Consider the following 15,732-nt stretch of genomic DNA (forward strand, 5'->3'; position numbering starts at 1 on the left):
ATGCTCCTTCCTCCCCGGGGATCAGGCCAACACGTCAGCTCTTAAGGACCAGCGATGACCCAATACGTGTACCGTTTCGGTGGCGGAGTTTCGGACGGCGGAAAGGGCGACAAGAATCTGCTCGGCGGCAAGGGCGCGAACCTTGCCGAAATGGCGTCGATCGGCCTGCCCGTGCCCCCCGGCTTCACGATCAGCACCGCCATGTGCACGCGCTATTACGAAGAGGGCGAGCAATTCCCCCAGTCGCTGCGCGACGAAGTGGCGCAAGGTATCGCGCATATCGAAGCGGTTACGGGCAAGGTCTTCGGCGACGCGTCAAATCCGCTGCTCGTCTCGGTCCGCTCCGGTGCCCGCGTCTCGATGCCGGGCATGATGGACACCGTCCTCAACCTCGGCCTCAACGACACGACCGTAGAGGGCCTTGCGACCAAGTCCGGCGACGAACGCTTCGCCTGGGACAGCTACCGCCGCTTCATCCAGATGTACGCGGACGTCGTGCTCGAACTCGACCACGGTGCGTTCGAAGAAGCACTGGAGATCGCCAAGGAAGACAACGGCTTCACGCTCGATACCGAGCTGACCGCCAACGATCTCAAGGCCTTGGTCGCCGAATATAAGAGCCTGGTCGAGAAGGAATGGGGCAAGCCCTTCCCGCAGGACGTGCACGACCAATTGTGGGGCGCGGTCGGTGCAGTGTTCGGATCGTGGCAGTCGGAACGCGCCAAGGTCTATCGCCGCTTGAACGACATTCCCGCCGACTGGGGCACCGCGGTCAACGTCCAGGCGATGGTCTTCGGCAACATGGGCGACACGTCCGCCACTGGCGTCGCCTTCACCCGCGATCCCTCGACCGGCGCGAACGCGTATTACGGCGAATTCCTGATCAATGCGCAGGGCGAAGACGTCGTCGCCGGCATCCGCACGCCGCAATATCTCACCAGGACCGCCCGCGAAGAGGCCGGCGCCAAGCCCGCCTCGATGGAAGAGGCGATGCCGGAGGTATATGCCGAGCTGGCGGCGGTCTTCGACCGGCTCGAAAAGCATTACCGCGACATGCAGGACATCGAGTTCACGGTCGAACAGGCCAAGCTCTGGATGCTCCAGACCCGCTCTGGCAAGCGCACCGCCAAGGCCGCGCTCAAGATCGCGGTCGACATGGCGAGCGAAGGGCTCATCACCCGCGAAGAGGCGATCCTGCGCGTCGATCCGATGGCGCTCGATCAATTGCTCCACCCGACGCTCGATCCCGACGCCCCGCGCGACGTGATCGCCAAGGGCCTGCCCGCCTCGCCGGGCGCGGCGTCCGGTGCGGTCGTATTCGACGCCGACACCGCCGAAAAGCGCAAGGCGGCGGGCGACAAGGTCATCCTCGTCCGCGTCGAAACCAGCCCGGAGGATATCCACGGCATGCACGCCGCGGAGGGCATCCTCACCGCCCGCGGCGGCATGACCAGCCACGCCGCTGTCGTCGCGCGCGGCATGGGCCGTCCCTGCGTCTCGGGCGCCGGATCGCTGTCGATCTCGGCGAAGGACAAGGTGATGAAGGTCGCGGGTCGCGAGATTCGCGAAGGCGACGTCATCACCATCGACGGCGCGAGCGGCGAGGTAATGTTCGGCGCGGTCGCGACCGTGCAGCCCGAGCTTGCCGGCGACTTCGGCACGCTGATGGAATGGGCCGACGGGGTGCGCCGCCTGAAGGTGCGCGCCAATGCCGAAACCCCGCTCGACTGCCAGACCGCGCGCGATTTTGGCGCGGAAGGCGTCGGGCTGTGCCGCACCGAACATATGTTCTTCGACGCCGACCGCATCACCGCGGTCCGTCAGATGATCCTCGCCGACAGCGAGGATGGCCGCCGCGCCGCGCTCGCCAAGCTGCTCCCTGCGCAGCGTAGCGACTTCACCGCGATCTTCGAGGTGATGGCGGGCCTGCCGGTGACGGTGCGCCTGCTCGATCCGCCGCTGCACGAATTCCTGCCGCACGAGGAGAATGAGTTCGCCGAGGTCGCCGCGGCGGCCGATGTCGATGTGGAGGTGCTCAAGCGCCGCGCCGCCGAGCTGCACGAATTCAACCCGATGATCGGCCACCGCGGCTGCCGCCTGGGCGTGACCTATCCCGAAATCTACGAAACACAGGCCCGCGCGATCTTCGAAGCCGCGCTCGACGTCGCCGACAAATCGGGTGCCGCGCCGATTCCCGAGGTCATGATCCCGCTCGTCGCCACCAAGCGCGAGCTCGATCTGATGAAGGCGGTGGTCGATCAGGCGGCACAGGCGGTGTTCGCAGAACGTGGCAAGACCATCGACTATCTCGTTGGAACAATGATCGAATTGCCCCGCGCCGCGCTGAAGGCGGGCGAGATCGCCGAAACCGGCGAATTCTTCTCCTTCGGCACCAACGACCTGACGCAGACGACGCTCGGTGTCAGCCGCGACGACGCCGCGCGCTTCCTCGGCGCCTATGTCGAAAAGGGCATTTACGCCAAGGACCCGTTCGTCAGCCTCGACGTCGATGGCGTCGGCGAGCTGGTCGAGCTGGCGGCGGAGCGCGGGCGCAAGACGCGTCCCGGCATCAAGCTCGGCATCTGCGGCGAACATGGCGGCGACCCGGCGAGCATCGCCTTCTGCGAAAAGGTCGGCCTCGATTACGTCTCGGCCAGCCCCTACCGCGTGCCGATCGCGCGCCTCGCAGCGGCGCAGGCGGCGCTGAAGTAAAGCCCATTGCTCGTCACCCCGGCCGAAGAGCCGGGGTCCCGCTTTTGACCTGCCGAAAAGGTAGAAGCGGGACCCCGGGGCAAGCCCGGGGTGACGGCCCCCACAACAAACCTGAAACCTCATTCAGGTTTGCTTGACCCCGCGCCGTCGGCCCCGCTATCGCCGCGGCAACGACAGGAGAGAGGCGTTGAAGAAGCTCTATCCCGATGCCGCCGCGGCCCTCGAAGGCCTGCTGCATGACGGCATGACGATCTGTGCAGGCGGCTTCGGCCTGTGCGGCATTCCCGAACGGCTGATCGACGCGATCCAGGCCTCGGGCGTCAAGGACCTGACGATCGCCAGCAACAATGCCGGCATCGACGGCGAAGGCCTCGGCAAGCTGCTGCGCAGCCGCCAGGTCAAGAAAATGATCTCGAGCTACGTCGGCGAGAACAAGGAGTTCGAACGCCAGTATCTCTCCGGCGAGCTGGAGGTGGAATTCTGTCCGCAGGGCACGCTCGCCGAACGCTGCCGGGCAGGGGGCGCGGGCATCCCGGGCTTCTACACCAAGACCGGCGTCGGTACTTTGGTGGCCGAGGGCAAGGAGGTGAAGACCTTCGACGGACAGGACTATATCCTCGAACGCGGCATCCGCGCCGACCTCAGCATCATCAAGGGCTGGAAGGCGGACGAGAGCGGCAACCTCATCTTCCGCAAGACCGCGCGCAACTTCAACCAGCCGATGGCCACCGCGGGCAAGATCTGCGTCGCCGAGGTCGAAGAGGTCGTGCCGGTCGGCAGCCTCGACCCCGATCACATCCATCTGCCCGGCATCTACGTGAAGCGGATGATCGTCGGCAGCCCTTACGACAAGAAGATCGAGTTCCGCACCGTCCGCGAGCGGGAGAGCGCATGATGCGCCGCCTGGTCCTCGCGCTGGCCACCACGGCGCTGCTGACGGCCTGTGGCGGGCGCGGCGAACGGGTGGCGACGCTGCCCGCGCCGGGGCAGACCTACACCGCTGACGGCAAGGTCGTGCAGATCACCCGGCTGAAGGCTTTGCCTGCGCCCGGCGGTGCCGCCAGCGCCGATACGGCCGTCGTCCCGCCGCAGTTCCAGTTCCTCTACGGTTCGGGTGAAGCGCTGGCGCTCAGCCGGCAGGCGTTCCGCGCGCTCGTCTCCTACGCCACCTATCGCAAGGCGGCGGGCGATAGCGTCGTCCTCGCACCCAATGCCACGCTCGCCGCGCCGAGCTGGACCGCCTGCGCCGGCAAGCCGCGCGCCGCGGTGTTCGACGCGGACGAAACCGTGATTCTCAATCTCGGCGTCGAGGCACTGGCGGCGCGCGATCCCGCCGCCCCCTTCGATGCCGCGCAATGGGCGCGATGGGAGCGGACGGGCGCCAAGGCCGTCGTGGCGGCTCCCGGCGCGATCGAGGCCTTCGCCGCGCTGCGCGCCGCGAACATCGCGATCATCATCAACACCAATCGCGATGCCTCCACCGCGCCGGGCACGGTCGCCACGCTGAAAGCTGCCGGTCTCGGCGACTTCACGCCGGGGGACAATCTGTTCCTGCGCCAGGGCGTCAATGGCAAGGACGCGCGCCGCGCCGCCATTGCCCAGCGTTATTGCGTCGTTGCGATGGCGGGCGATCAGCTCGGCGATTTCAGCGACCTGTTCGGGGCGATCGCCTCCCCGGCAGACCGTCGTCTCGCCACCGATACGGGCGCGATCGGCGAGATGTGGGGCAATGGCTGGTTCGTCCTGCCCAATCCCGTCTACGGCACCGGGCTGAAGGGCGGCTTCGACGACGTCTTCCCGGCCGACAAGCGCTGGGTCGATGGGGGCGCGCGATGAGCGACAAGCCCGTTCCGATGAGCCTCGATCGCTATGCCGACCTGATCGGCGGCAGCGCCGAATTTCTGCGCGTCTGGGCCAAGCAGGACGGCCCCGTCACCTGCTTCGTCAATCCGGTGCCGATCGGGCCGGATCCCTTCGCCTTTGGCCTCGCCATGGTCGATTGCGTCCGCCACGCCGCCAGGGCCTATGCCCGTGCGGTGAACATCGACGAGGAGGCAGCGCTCGCGCGCATCTGGGAAGGGCTCGACGCCGAGCGCGCTGCGCCCACGACCGATCCGATCTCCATCACCGCCAACAGGGATGTGCATTAATGGCTTGGGACCGCAATCAGATGGCGGCACGCGCCGCGCAGGAACTGCGTGACGGCTATTACGTCAACCTCGGCATCGGCATCCCGACGCTGGTCGCCAACAACATCCCCGCCGGCATGACGGTGACGCTGCAGAGCGAGAACGGCATGCTCGGCATCGGGCCGTTCCCCTATGACGACGAGGTCGATCCCGATCTGATCAACGCGGGCAAGCAGACGATCAGCGAGCTGCCGCAGAGCGCCTATTTCGGCAGCGAACAGAGCTTCGCGATGATCCGCGGCGGGCATATCGACCTGACCGTATTGGGCGCGATGGAGGTCAGCGAGGGTGGCGACATCGCCAACTGGATGATCCCCGGCAAGATGATCAAGGGCATGGGCGGCGCGATGGACCTCGTCGCCGGCGTCAAGCAGATCATCGTCGTGATGGACCACAATGCCAAGGATGGCAGCCCGAAGTTCATCCCCGCCTGCACGCTGCCGCTGACGGGCAAGAATGTCGTCGACATGATCGTCACCGACCTCGCCGTCTTCCGGCGGCCCGATCACGATTCGCGCTTCCAGCTGGTCGAACTTGCACCCGGCGTGACCGCGGACGAGGTCGCGGCGAAGACGACGGCCGCCTATCAGGTGGCGCTGTAACGATCGGCACGCTGCACCCGGACGCCTGAGGAGGGACGATGCGCTGGCTGATCGGGATCGGGTTGATCGGGCTGATCGTCGGCATCCTCTACGCGACCGTGTCCGGGCCGCGATGGCTCAGCTTGGCCGATGGCGTGATGGGCGGTGGCCGCGGGGTCGAGCGGGTCGCGGACGGCGTGCCGTTCGGGTCGCACGGGCAGACGCTCGACGTGTGGCGGCCCACCGGGGCAGCGAGCCGGCGCCCCGTCGTGATCTTCATCTATGGCGGCGGCTGGGTGAATGGCGACCGTGCCGCCTATGCCTTCGCCGCACGCGCCTTCGCCAGGGCGGGGTTCGTCGTGGTGGTGCCCGATTATCGCAAGGTGCCGGGCGTGCGATTCCCGGCCTTCGTCCAGGACGGCGCCGATGCGCTGCGCTGGGTGCATGATCATGTCGCGGAGTATGGCGGCGATGCGGGGCGGATCGCGGTCGCGGGTCATTCGGCCGGCGCCTACAATGCGGTGATGCTGGCGATCGACCCACGCTTGCTGCGCGACGTCGGGCTGGCGCCCGATACGATCAAGGCGGTGGTGGGGCTGTGCGGCCCGTACGACTTCTTCCCGTTCGATTCGAAACGATCGATCGACGCTTTCGCGGGAGTAGCGGATGGCCCCGCGACGCAGCCGGTCCACTATGCCCGCCCCGGATTGCCACCGATGCTGCTGGTGACGGGCAGCGCCGACACGCAGGTGAAGCCGCGCAACGCCATCGCGTTGGCGCAGCGGCTGAAGGCAGCGGGTTCGCCGGCGGAGCTGCGCAACTATGGCGGCCTCAGCCACGAGGATGTCGTGATGGCGCTCTCGGTGCCGTTCCGCGGCAAGGCGCCGGTGCTGCACGACAGCGTCGCGTTCCTAAATCGGATATTGGGGACGGGGAGGGTGCCATGAGCTACACGTTGATCACCGCCAACCGCAATTATTCCAGCTGGTCGTTGCGGCCCTGGCTGTTGATGACGGCGCTCGGCATTCCGTTCGAGGATCGAATCGAACCCTTCGCGCAGGCCGACAATTGGCAGGCGTTCCGCGCTTTCTCGCCGACCGGTCAGGTGCCGGTCCTGATCGACGGCGACCGCACGATCTGGGACTCGCTCGGCATCGTGATGTATCTCGCCGATCGCCACGAGGGTGTCTGGCCGCTGCGGGAGGACGCCCGCGCATGGGCGCAGAGCGCGGTCGCGGAGATGCACGGCGGGTTTGCAGCGTTGCGCAACGAGCGGACGATGAACGTCGGGGTGCGCGCCGATCCCAAGCCGGGCTCCGCTGCCTTGGCGCGTGATGTCGCCCGCATCGCGGAATTGTGGGGCGAGGGGCTCGATCGGTTCGGTGGTCCCTGGCTGGGCGGCCAAGCCTTCACCGCGGTCGATGCCTTCTACGCGCCTGTCGCCTTCCGTGCCCGCACCTATGGGATCGACGTGGGTGAGGCGGGGCAGCGCTGGGTCGCTACGATCCTGGCGCATCCCGACGTTCTCCGCTGGGAAGCGGTGGCGCTGACCGAGACCTGGCGTGAGCAGGCGCATGAGGCGGATATTCGCGCCTGCGGGACGATAACGGCGGACCATCGTAAATAGGCGATCCTCCCGGCAATAATCTGTCGCACAGCCTTTCGCCGACGCATCGTTTCGGTTAACGCGAGCGCCATCATGGCATCCCGACCACAGACCCTGTACGAAAAGATCTGGAACGCGCACGTCGTCGAAACGCGCGACGATGGCACGTGCCTGATCTACATCGACCGCCACCTCGTCCACGAAGTCACCAGCCCGCAGGCGTTCGAAGGGCTGCGCGCCGCCGGGCGCCGGGTGCGCCGTCCCGAACTGACGCTGGCGGTGCCCGACCACAATCTGCCGACGACGCCGCGCGTCGATGCCGGCGGCCGCCTGATCCCGATCGCCGACCCCGAAAGTGCGCAGCAGCTCGACGCGCTCCGCCGCAATACCGCCGAATTCGGCGTCGATTACATCGACGCGACCGCGGCGGAACAGGGCATCGTCCATGTCGTCGGCCCGGAACTGGGCTTCACGCTGCCCGGCACGACGCTGGTCTGCGGCGACAGCCACACGTCGACCCACGGTGCGCTCGGCGCGCTCGCCTTCGGGATCGGGACCAGCGAGGTCGAGCATGTCCTCGCCACGCAGACGCTGCTGCTTAGCCCGTCGAAGACGATGGAGGTCCGCGTCGACGGCACGCTCGGCTATGGCGTCAGCCCCAAGGACGTGATCCTCGCGATCATGGGCCGCGTCGGCGCGGCGGGCGGCACCGGCCATGTCTTCGAATATACCGGCGACGTCGTGCGCGACATGTCGATCGAGGGGCGGATGACGCTCGCCAATATGTCGATCGAGGGCGGTGCACGTGCCGGACTCGTCGCGCCGGACGACACGACCTTCGCCTATCTGAAGGGCCGGCCGATGGCGCCCAAGGGCGACGAGTGGGAGCGGGCGGTGGCCTGGTGGCGCAGCCTCGCGACCGATGCCGGCGCGCGCTACGACAAGAGCGTTACTTTGCGCGCCAGCGAGATCGCACCGTCGCTCACCTGGGGTACGAGTCCCGAGGATGTCGTGCCGATCACCGGCGTCGTCCCCGAACCCGACAGCTTCTCCGATCCCGCCAAGCGCGAGGCGGCGCGGCGCAGCCTCGACTATATGGGCCTGACGCCGGGCACCGCGATGCAGGACGTCGCGATCCAGCACGTCTTCATCGGTAGCTGCACCAACAGCCGAATCGAGGATCTGCGCGCCGCAGCGGCGGTGGCGGATGGACGCCGCGTCGCGGATGGCGTGCGCGCGATGGTCGTCCCCGGATCGGGGCTGGTCAAGCGGCAGGCGGAGGCGGAGGGCCTCGACCGCGTGTTCGTCTCGGCGGGCTTCGAATGGCGCGAGCCGGGCTGTTCGATGTGCCTCGCGATGAACCCGGACAAGGTGCCGGCGGGCGAGCGCTGTGCCTCGACCTCCAATAGAAATTTCGTGGGACGTCAAGGACCTGGCGCGCGGACTCATTTGTTGTCGCCGGCAATGGCGGCTGCTGCCGCGGTGACTGGACGGCTCGCCGATGTGCGCGATGTGATGGGAGGACGATGATGAAGAAGGTTCTGGTGTTGCTAGTCGCGGGCGCGATGATGAGCGGCGTCGCCGCCTATGTCGCCGGTGCGCGTGTGCTCACCCATCCGGCCGCGACCCAGCGCTGACGCCGATGCAGCCCGTCACGACCGTCAGTGGCACCGCCTATCCCTGGGGTGCCAAGAATATCGACACCGACATCATCATCCCGGCGCATTGGCTGAAAACCATCACGCGCTCAGGACTGGGTCGCGGCGCGTTCGAAACGGTGCGCGCGCAGCCGGGTAACGTCTTCGACGATCCCCGCTATGCCGGCGCGCCGATCCTGATCGCGGGCGACAATTTCGGCTGCGGATCCAGCCGCGAACACGCCGCCTGGGCGCTCGCCGACATGGGCGTAAAAGCCGTCATCGCGCCCAGTTTCTCCGACATCTTCTCCGGCAACGCCTTCAAGAACGGCATCGTCCCGGTGGTGCTGCCGCAGGAAGCGGTCGACCGGCTGGTCGAGGTGGCGAAGGAGCAGCCGATTACCGTCGATCTCGAGACGATGACGGTCACGACCCCCTATCAGGATCGTTTCACCTTCGAACTCGACCCGTTTCGTCGCCGTTGCCTGATGGAGGGGCTGGACGAAGTCGGTCTGACACTGGCAAGAGATACCGCGATTTCGAAATTTGAAGGTGCGGTCGAGCAGAGCCGCCCCTGGATCGGGAGTAGGAGCGGGTATGCGAGCATTGCTGTCGACGGCGCCGGGCGGACCTGAAACTCTAGAGCTGACGGAATCGCCGGATCCCGTACCTGCCAAGGGGCAGGTCCTGGTCGCTGTGAAGGCCTGCGCGATCAACTACCCCGATGTCCTGATCATCGAGGACAGATATCAATTCAAGCCGCAGCGCCCCTTCGCACCCGGTGGTGAGATCGCCGGTGTCATCGAGGCGCTGGGCGAGGGCGTTGCCGACTGGCGGGTCGGAGATCGCGTGATGGGCGTGATCGGCCACGGCGGCCTTGCGAGCAAGATCGCCATCGAGCCGCAACGCCTCTACCGCTTGCCCGAAGACCGCAGCTTCGCCGAGGGTGCGGCGCTGATCCTCACCTACGCCACCACGATCCACGCGTTGCTCGACCGCGGACGCCTTGCGGAAGGGCAATCACTCCTCGTGCTCGGCGCCGCCGGCGGCGTCGGCCTTGCGGCGATCGAGCTCGGCAAGGCCTACGGCGCGCGGGTCGTCGCGGCGGTGTCGTCGGAGGAGAAAGCAGCGGCTGCCAAGACTGCGGGCGCGGACGAAACGATCCTCTATGGTCGCGCGCCGTTCGACAAGGATCAGTCCAAGGCGCTCGCCGAACAGTTCAAGGCGGCGGGCGGCCGCGGCGGCTTCGATGTGATCTACGATCCGGTGGGCGGCGACTATGCCGAGCCGGCGTTGCGTTCGATCGCCTGGGAGGGGCGCTATCTGGTCGTCGGTTTCCCAGCGGGTATCCCGAAGCTGCCGCTCAATCTCACGCTGCTGAAGAGTTGCGATGTCTGCGGCGTGTTCTGGGGCGCGTTCGCTGCCCGCGATCCGCAGGCGAATGCCGCACATGTCGACACTTTGTTCCGTTTGTGGCGGGAGGGGCGCATCGCGCCGCGCGTCACGGAAACCTTTGCGTTCGAACGGGGTGGCGATGCGATCGCCAAGATGGCCGCACGCGGGGCCATCGGTAAACTGGTGGTCGAGGTCGGTTGACCTCGGCCACCGGGCGGGGCGGTTAGCGTACCGCGAATACGACAGCCAGGATCATCGCCCACAAGAACAGCGAGATTCCCGTGCCGATCATCACGCCGGTCAGCGGCGTGGCGCGGTGGTCGTGAGTGCCGGAATGTGTGCCGGCGGTGAGAGGCGCGTTGGTCATTGTCCTTCTCCAGCGGGTCGATCTTTGCGTCGTACCCTATATTCAATATCTCATAACCCGCTTAACGGTTCCATAACGTAGGCGTTACGTTTTACTTATTTTGCACGCCCCGTCGTGAGAGCTGATCGTGCGGCACAGCAGCGTGCGTTGCGCGGGCGGTCACCCGCTCCTATGTGGAGACCGAAGTAGACCGACCCGGGGGAAATGGCCGCGATGACGATGTTCGACGATCGGGAAAAGGCATTGGAAGGGCAGTTCGCCCGCGCCGAGGAAATGGCGTTTCGCATCACCGCGCGCCGCAACCGTCTGCTGGGCCAGTGGGCCGCGGAATTGATGGGTTTGACGCCGGAGGAAACGGATTCCTACGCGAAGTCGGTCGTGCAGGCGGATTTCGAGGAAGCGGGCGATGAAGACGTCGTTCGCAAGCTGCTGGGCGATCTCACCGCCGCGCGTGTCGAGACCGACGATGCCACCGTGCGCCGCGCACTCGCCGACAAGGCGATCGAAGCGCGTCGCCAGTTGATGCAGCCGGAGTAAGCAGCGCGATGCCGATGGCCGCTGACGATATCGCCGCGCTGATCCGCGCCGCCATTCCCGATGCCGAGGTCGAGATCACCGATCTTGCTGGCGACGGAGACCATTATGCCGCACGCGTCGTGTCGGCGAGCTTCGCGGGCCTGCCGCTGCGCCAGCAGCATCAGGCGGTGTACGCGGCGCTCGGCGGCCGGATGGGCGGCGAACTCCATGCGCTGCAACTCAAGACCGCAGCAGCCTGAGGATAGAGACCATGACCGACGATACTCACGCCCGCATCGACGCCGTCGTAAAGAACAATGCGGTGGTGCTATTCATGAAGGGCAGCCCGCTGTTCCCGCAGTGCGGCTTTTCCAGCCGCGCGGTGGCGATCCTCGACCATCTCGGCGTCAGCTACGAAAGCGTCGACGTTCTGCAGGACCAAGCAATTCGCCAGGGCATTAAGGCCTATTCGGACTGGCCGACGATCCCGCAGCTCTATGCCGGCGGCGAATTCATCGGCGGGTCGGACATCATGATGGAAATGTACGAAAGCGGCGAACTGGCGACGCTGCTGAAGGGCGAAGCCGCCGCGCAGTAAGCGTGGGCTTCGATGCCTGCCCGACGAGATCGGGCATCGGGCGGGCGCCGTATGGCGTCCGCCTTTTGTTTGTTCGGGCTGCTGTTCGCTTGACGGTGCGGCGGTCCGGTTAGAATCGGCCTCGCATGGCACATCGGCCGGGTGCGGGTGAGCCGGTGCGCGATACGATCCCGCGGCTGGCCCACCCTGCTGAAGCGTCGAACGCTCGGCTGCCCTGACATACGCATGCGGCGTGCCAATCGTACCAATCCACGGAAATGGCCGCCCCCGGTTGGTTAACGCCACCAGGCTTACGGGCGTAGCTGTAAAATTCTTCGACAATGGCCGCGCGCCGTCGCCTTTCGCGGTTTGGAAGCCCCACATCCCCTATTGACTACGCTCGTAATCGGGGCGATCACAGCTGTAGTCGATAGAGGAGCGTAACCGTGGCCGAACGAATCAGCGATGCCGAGCATGCGGTGATGGAGGTCCTGTGGGACGAATCGCCTCTGACTGCGCAGGACGTGGCGGAGCGGGTCGATCCGGCGCGGGGCTGGAGCGCCAATACGGTCAAGACACTGCTCGGCCGGCTGCTCGCCAAATCGGCGATCGCGCATCAGGAGGATGGCCGCCGGTATCTCTACCGACCGATCGTCGCGCGCGATGATTACGTGTCGGGCGAATCGAAGCGGCTGATCGACCGTCTCTTCGGCGGCAAGCTGACCCCGCTCGTCGCGCACCTCGCCGAGCGTGACGAATTGAGCGCGCAGGATATCGCCGAAATCGAGGCGCTGCTGAAGGACCTGAAACAATGAGCGCGCTGCTGCCCGGCGCGCCGTTCCTCGGCTGGCTGATCGAGGCGCTGGTCGCCTCCACGCTATTGATGGGTCTGGCGCTGCTGATCCGCCGTCCGGTCCGCGAGGCATTCGGGCCGCAGATCGCCTATGCGCTGTGGGCCTTGCCACTGCTCCGCCTGCTGCTGCCGCCTTTGCCGGCCGGCCTGCGGCAGGCGGCAGCCACCCCGCTCAGCCAGGCGAGCGAGACGATCACGATCATGGTCGTGGGGCAGGGCGCCACCGCGGTCGCGCCCGCCGTCGCACCGATGGCCGAAGGCGCGCCGATCGCCTGGGGCCCGATCGTCGGTGGAACGCTGGCGCTGCTATGGGGCGTGGGCGCGCTCGGCTTCCTGCTGTGGCATCTCACCAGCCATACGCGCTTCTGCCGTCGCCTGCTCGGCACTGCGGCGCACGTGGAGGAGATGCGCGGCGTGCGCGTGATCGCCAGCGATGCGGCGCCCGGGCCGCTCGCCTTCGGCGTGCTCCGCCGCTACGTCGCCTTCCCGCTCGACTTCGCCGATCGCTACGATGCCGACGAGCGCGAACTCGCGCTGGAGCACGAAATCGGTCACCACCAGCGCGGCGATCTGATCGCCAATTGGATCGCCCTGGCGGTGCTCGCGCTCCACTGGTTCAATCCCGTCGCCTGGCGCGCCTTCCGCGCCTTCCGCGCCGATCAGGAGCTGGCCAACGACGCCCGCGTACTCGCCGGCCGCTCCGCGATCGACCGTCACGCCTATGCCTGCGCCATCGTGAAGGCCGCGCACGGCGGGGCCGTGTCCGCCGCCTGCCACCTGCACACCATCGACGATCTGAAAGGGAGAATCCGTATGCTGACCACCATGCCGCGTTCGCGTCGGCGTCTCGCGACCGGGGGTGTGCTGATGTCCGCCGTCGTCCTTACCAGCCTTGGCCTCACCGCCTCGGGCACCAGCGCTGCCAAGGCGATCAGCGGCAAGGTGGGCGATACGATCGGCGTCGATCTGCAAGCGCAGCCGCCGGCGCCGCCGGCCCCTCCCGTCGCGCCCGCGCACCCGGCACCCGCTACCGCGCCCGACGTGGCGGCGATCGCGGCCGTGCCGGCGCCTCCTCCGGCTCTCGAGGCGCCCGACGCGCCTGCCGTACCGCCGGTCCCCGCCGCGCCTGCAAAGGCTCATCGCATCGTCATCAACACAATGCAGGATGGCAAGCTGGCCACGTACACGTCGAACGCCGATGGCCATTTCGACGACGCCGCGATCGAGCGCATGGCCGCGGATGCCCGCAGCCGCGCGCCCGAGGTCAGCTCGCGCAACTGCGCCGACGGCCGCGACGGCGGCCCGCGCCAGCTGGTGGTTCACACGACGCGCGCCGGCAAGCGGGCGATGATCGTCTGCACCAACCGGATCGAGGCGGCGGCCACAGCGGGTGCGATGGCATCGGCCCATGCCGCGGTCGTGAAGCGCGACGCGCTGCAAACGGCGCTGTCCAGCGTCATGGTGACGCGCGCCAGCATCGCCAATAACGCCAGCATCCCGCCCGCTGATCGCGCCTCCGCCCTGAAGGATATCGACGACGCGCTGGTCGAGCTGCGCAACGAGATGGCAGATATCGGTAAGGACTGACGTCACGATCCGATACCAGCCTCGAACCTCCCCGCGCACGGTCCCGCGTGGGGAGGTTTTGCTTGCGCCCAGGGCCACCGCACGCCACATCCATGGACAATGCCCGCGCATCCGACCGGAATCCCGATCCAGCTCGAGCCGCTCGTCACCCGCGTGCTCGCGCCCAACGCCTCGCCCTACACTTATAGCGGCACGCAGACGCACGTCGTCGGCACCACCGATCTTGCGATCATCGATCCGGGCCCCGACGATCCCGCGCATATCGCCGCCCTGCTGGATGTCGTCGCCGGCCGGCCGGTGACGGCGATCGTCATCACGCATCATCATCGCGATCACAGTCCCGCCAGCCGACCGCTCGCCGCCGCCACCGGCGCGCCTATCGTCGGCCCCCGCGCGCACCATGTCGCGGACGATGCCATGCCTTTGGATGCCGCGTTCGACGCCGATTACGCCCCCGATCGCGTGCTGGAGGAGGGCGACATCGTCAGCGGCGATGGCTGGACATTGCGCGCCATCGCGACGCCCGGCCATACCTCCAACCATCTCGCCTATGCCCTGCCCGAAAGCGGCGCGTTGTTTTCGGGCGACCATGTGATGGGCTGGGCGACCAGCGTCGTCTCGCCGCCCGATGGCGACATGGGCGACTATATGGCGAGCCTCGACAAGCTGATGGGCCGCGACGATCGCGTCTATTATCCGGGGCATGGCGAGGCGGTGGACAATCCGCAGCGGCTGGTGCGCGGCATGCTCGGCCATCGCAAGCAGCGCGAGGGGCAAATCCTGCGCCTGCTCCGCGAAGCCCCGATGGCCATACCGGCGATGACCGCGCGTATGTACGTCGGGCTCGACCCGCGGCTGCTCGGCGCGGCGGAGCGATCGGTGCTCGCGCATCTGTATGACCTGCGCCATCGCGCACTGGTGGAGGAGGAAGGAGACACATGGCGGATCCGCGCGTGATCGATCCCGCAACGCCGCCGGCCCGCGGATCGATCGGATCGTTTCTGGGCAAGGCCGCGGGCGTCATCGTCCTGCTGGCGCTCGCGGTGCTACTCGGCCTGTGGGCGATCCAGCGCTATGTCGAACGCCGGCTCGCGCCCGATCCCACCACGGTCGCCAGCGCCAGCCTGCAGGGATTGCGCGAACAGAACCGGCTATCGGCCTTTGCGGCGCGCTTCGTCGCGGTATCGACCTCGCGCCAGTCGCAGCTTGGCCTGTCGACCGAGAAGACGCTGATCATGCCGGGCACCGTCCGCTACGAAGTGGACCTCGCCAAGCTGACGCCCTCCGACGTTATCTGGGACGCCGGCACCAAGACGCTGTCGGTGCGGCTGCCGCCGGTGGAGATCGACGGGCCGCAGATCGATCTGGCGCAGCTGCGCGAATATGGCAGCGGCGGCATCCTGTCGCACGTCACCGATGCCGAGGCGCGGCTCGACACGGCCAACCGGCGGGCCGGGCAGGCGGAGCTGGTGCGGCAGGCGCGCGACGCCGCACCGATGAAGCTCGCCCGCGATGCGACGCGCCGCGCGGTGGAGACCAGCTTCGCCATGCCGTTGCGCGCGGCCGGGATCGACGCGCAGGTGAAGGTGCGCTTTGCAGACGACCCGACGCCATCGGGCGAGCGTTGGGACACCAGCCGGTCGTTGCAGGAAGTTCTGGGCAACGCAGAGTGAGGCCCGGCGTTGAGCCCGGCGCGGGTATCGCCTAACGGG

At 67.3% G+C, this 15,732-nt stretch carries 18 protein-coding genes; 17 read left to right on the forward strand and 1 reads right to left on the reverse strand.

The annotated features are described in order from the left end of the window. Positions 1 to 54 precede the first annotated feature (54 nt). From ppdK to A7E77_RS12935, 10 genes are all read left to right on the forward strand, one after another. A complete protein-coding gene (gene ppdK / locus A7E77_RS12890; RefSeq protein WP_063688454.1) occupies positions 55 to 2,712 on the forward strand; it encodes a pyruvate, phosphate dikinase in 2,658 nt (885 codons plus the stop codon). 187 nt (positions 2,713 to 2,899) lie between these two features. Then, positions 2,900 to 3,607, forward strand: a complete 708-nt coding sequence (locus A7E77_RS12895) for a CoA transferase subunit A (protein ID WP_078462295.1) — start codon at positions 2,900 to 2,902, stop codon at positions 3,605 to 3,607. Then, complete coding sequence (locus A7E77_RS12900) at positions 3,604 to 4,548, forward strand: HAD family acid phosphatase (RefSeq protein ID WP_063688456.1); 945 nt, start codon at positions 3,604 to 3,606, stop codon at positions 4,546 to 4,548. The genes A7E77_RS12895 and A7E77_RS12900 overlap by 4 nt, the downstream gene beginning before the upstream one ends. After that, positions 4,545 to 4,862, forward strand: a complete 318-nt coding sequence (locus A7E77_RS12905; protein ID WP_063688459.1) for a DUF5076 domain-containing protein — start codon at positions 4,545 to 4,547, stop codon at positions 4,860 to 4,862. Before A7E77_RS12900 ends, A7E77_RS12905 begins: the two co-directional genes overlap by 4 nt. Continuing rightward, positions 4,862 to 5,503, forward strand: a complete 642-nt coding sequence (locus A7E77_RS12910; protein WP_063688462.1) for a CoA transferase subunit B — start codon at positions 4,862 to 4,864, stop codon at positions 5,501 to 5,503. The genes A7E77_RS12905 and A7E77_RS12910 overlap by 1 nt, the downstream gene beginning before the upstream one ends. 38 nt (positions 5,504 to 5,541) lie before the next feature. Then, positions 5,542 to 6,429 carry an alpha/beta hydrolase gene (locus tag A7E77_RS12915; protein ID WP_063688465.1) on the forward strand — a complete coding sequence of 296 codons (888 nt, stop codon included), beginning with the start codon at positions 5,542 to 5,544 and terminating at the stop codon, positions 6,427 to 6,429. Then, entirely contained in the window at positions 6,426 to 7,109 is a 684-nt protein-coding gene (locus A7E77_RS12920; RefSeq protein ID WP_063688467.1) for a glutathione S-transferase family protein, read from the forward strand. Before A7E77_RS12915 ends, A7E77_RS12920 begins: the two co-directional genes overlap by 4 nt. A gap of 72 nt (positions 7,110 to 7,181) precedes the next feature. Continuing rightward, a complete protein-coding gene (gene leuC / locus A7E77_RS12925; RefSeq protein WP_063688470.1) occupies positions 7,182 to 8,618 on the forward strand; it encodes a 3-isopropylmalate dehydratase large subunit in 1,437 nt (478 codons plus the stop codon). Between the two features lie 112 nt (positions 8,619 to 8,730). Beyond that, a complete protein-coding gene (leuD, locus tag A7E77_RS12930; RefSeq protein WP_043060556.1) occupies positions 8,731 to 9,360 on the forward strand; it encodes a 3-isopropylmalate dehydratase small subunit in 630 nt (209 codons plus the stop codon). Further along, positions 9,323 to 10,321: an NADPH:quinone oxidoreductase family protein gene (locus A7E77_RS12935; protein WP_192929978.1), complete on the forward strand. Its 999-nt coding sequence runs from the start codon at positions 9,323 to 9,325 to the stop codon at positions 10,319 to 10,321. The genes leuD and A7E77_RS12935 overlap by 38 nt, the downstream gene beginning before the upstream one ends. Before the next feature lie 22 nt (positions 10,322 to 10,343). Here A7E77_RS12935 and A7E77_RS18050 read toward each other — a convergent pair whose 3' ends face one another. Continuing rightward, positions 10,344 to 10,487 (reverse strand): hypothetical protein, encoded by a 144-nt coding sequence (locus A7E77_RS18050; protein WP_017978328.1) that lies wholly within the window; start codon positions 10,485 to 10,487, stop codon positions 10,344 to 10,346. A 213-nt stretch (positions 10,488 to 10,700) separates the two neighbouring features. On the opposite strand from A7E77_RS18050, the gene A7E77_RS12940 reads away from it, so the two are divergent. The 7 genes from A7E77_RS12940 (at position 10,701) to A7E77_RS12970 (ending at position 15,693) form a co-directional block, all read left to right on the forward strand. Next, positions 10,701 to 11,024: a DUF1476 domain-containing protein gene (locus tag A7E77_RS12940; protein ID WP_024310502.1), complete on the forward strand. Its 324-nt coding sequence runs from the start codon at positions 10,701 to 10,703 to the stop codon at positions 11,022 to 11,024. An 8-nt stretch (positions 11,025 to 11,032) separates the two neighbouring features. Beyond that, positions 11,033 to 11,263, forward strand: a complete 231-nt coding sequence (locus A7E77_RS12945; RefSeq protein WP_020486447.1) for a BolA family protein — start codon at positions 11,033 to 11,035, stop codon at positions 11,261 to 11,263. A gap of 11 nt (positions 11,264 to 11,274) precedes the next feature. Continuing rightward, positions 11,275 to 11,601 (forward strand): Grx4 family monothiol glutaredoxin, encoded by a 327-nt coding sequence (grxD, locus tag A7E77_RS12950; protein WP_017978331.1) that lies wholly within the window; start codon positions 11,275 to 11,277, stop codon positions 11,599 to 11,601. A gap of 425 nt (positions 11,602 to 12,026) precedes the next feature. After that, on the forward strand, positions 12,027 to 12,395 hold the full coding sequence (locus A7E77_RS12955) for a BlaI/MecI/CopY family transcriptional regulator (RefSeq protein ID WP_017978332.1): 369 nt from the start codon (positions 12,027 to 12,029) through the stop codon (positions 12,393 to 12,395). Further along, the gene (locus A7E77_RS12960; protein WP_063688476.1) at positions 12,392 to 14,020 is read left to right on the forward strand and encodes a M56 family metallopeptidase; all 1,629 of its coding nucleotides are present in this window, start codon (positions 12,392 to 12,394) and stop codon (positions 14,018 to 14,020) included. Before A7E77_RS12955 ends, A7E77_RS12960 begins: the two co-directional genes overlap by 4 nt. A gap of 99 nt (positions 14,021 to 14,119) precedes the next feature. Then, on the forward strand, positions 14,120 to 14,977 hold the full coding sequence (locus A7E77_RS12965; protein WP_063688479.1) for an MBL fold metallo-hydrolase: 858 nt from the start codon (positions 14,120 to 14,122) through the stop codon (positions 14,975 to 14,977). Further along, entirely contained in the window at positions 14,959 to 15,693 is a 735-nt protein-coding gene (locus A7E77_RS12970) for a DUF4230 domain-containing protein (RefSeq protein WP_018251083.1), read from the forward strand. Before A7E77_RS12965 ends, A7E77_RS12970 begins: the two co-directional genes overlap by 19 nt. The last annotated feature ends 39 nt before the right edge of the window (positions 15,694 to 15,732 follow it).

The sequence above is a fragment of the Sphingomonas sp. NIC1 genome (genome assembly GCF_001638925.1).
In the GTDB taxonomy this organism is placed as follows: Bacteria; Pseudomonadota; Alphaproteobacteria; order Sphingomonadales; family Sphingomonadaceae; genus Sphingomonas; species Sphingomonas aquatilis.

What these genes read in the sequence shown, in the direction of transcription:
- ppdK (WP_063688454.1), top strand. Translation starts at nt 55, where the DNA reads ATGACCCAATACGTGTACCGTTTCGGTGGCGGAGTTTCGGACGGCGGA.
- A7E77_RS12900 (WP_063688456.1), top strand. Translation starts at nt 3,604, where the DNA reads ATGATGCGCCGCCTGGTCCTCGCGCTGGCCACCACGGCGCTGCTGACG.
- A7E77_RS12905 (WP_063688459.1), top strand. Translation starts at nt 4,545, where the DNA reads ATGAGCGACAAGCCCGTTCCGATGAGCCTCGATCGCTATGCCGACCTG.
- A7E77_RS12910 (WP_063688462.1), top strand. Translation starts at nt 4,862, where the DNA reads ATGGCTTGGGACCGCAATCAGATGGCGGCACGCGCCGCGCAGGAACTG.
- A7E77_RS12915 (WP_063688465.1), top strand. Translation starts at nt 5,542, where the DNA reads ATGCGCTGGCTGATCGGGATCGGGTTGATCGGGCTGATCGTCGGCATC.
- A7E77_RS12920 (WP_063688467.1), top strand. Translation starts at nt 6,426, where the DNA reads ATGAGCTACACGTTGATCACCGCCAACCGCAATTATTCCAGCTGGTCG.
- leuC (WP_063688470.1), top strand. Translation starts at nt 7,182, where the DNA reads ATGGCATCCCGACCACAGACCCTGTACGAAAAGATCTGGAACGCGCAC.
- leuD (WP_043060556.1), top strand. Translation starts at nt 8,731, where the DNA reads ATGCAGCCCGTCACGACCGTCAGTGGCACCGCCTATCCCTGGGGTGCC.
- A7E77_RS12935 (WP_192929978.1), top strand. Translation starts at nt 9,323, where the DNA reads ATGCGAGCATTGCTGTCGACGGCGCCGGGCGGACCTGAAACTCTAGAG.
- A7E77_RS18050 (WP_017978328.1), bottom strand. Translation starts at nt 10,487, where the DNA reads ATGACCAACGCGCCTCTCACCGCCGGCACACATTCCGGCACTCACGAC.
- A7E77_RS12940 (WP_024310502.1), top strand. Translation starts at nt 10,701, where the DNA reads ATGACGATGTTCGACGATCGGGAAAAGGCATTGGAAGGGCAGTTCGCC.
- A7E77_RS12945 (WP_020486447.1), top strand. Translation starts at nt 11,033, where the DNA reads ATGCCGATGGCCGCTGACGATATCGCCGCGCTGATCCGCGCCGCCATT.
- grxD (WP_017978331.1), top strand. Translation starts at nt 11,275, where the DNA reads ATGACCGACGATACTCACGCCCGCATCGACGCCGTCGTAAAGAACAAT.
- A7E77_RS12960 (WP_063688476.1), top strand. Translation starts at nt 12,392, where the DNA reads ATGAGCGCGCTGCTGCCCGGCGCGCCGTTCCTCGGCTGGCTGATCGAG.
- A7E77_RS12965 (WP_063688479.1), top strand. Translation starts at nt 14,120, where the DNA reads ATGCCCGCGCATCCGACCGGAATCCCGATCCAGCTCGAGCCGCTCGTC.
- A7E77_RS12970 (WP_018251083.1), top strand. Translation starts at nt 14,959, where the DNA reads ATGGCGGATCCGCGCGTGATCGATCCCGCAACGCCGCCGGCCCGCGGA.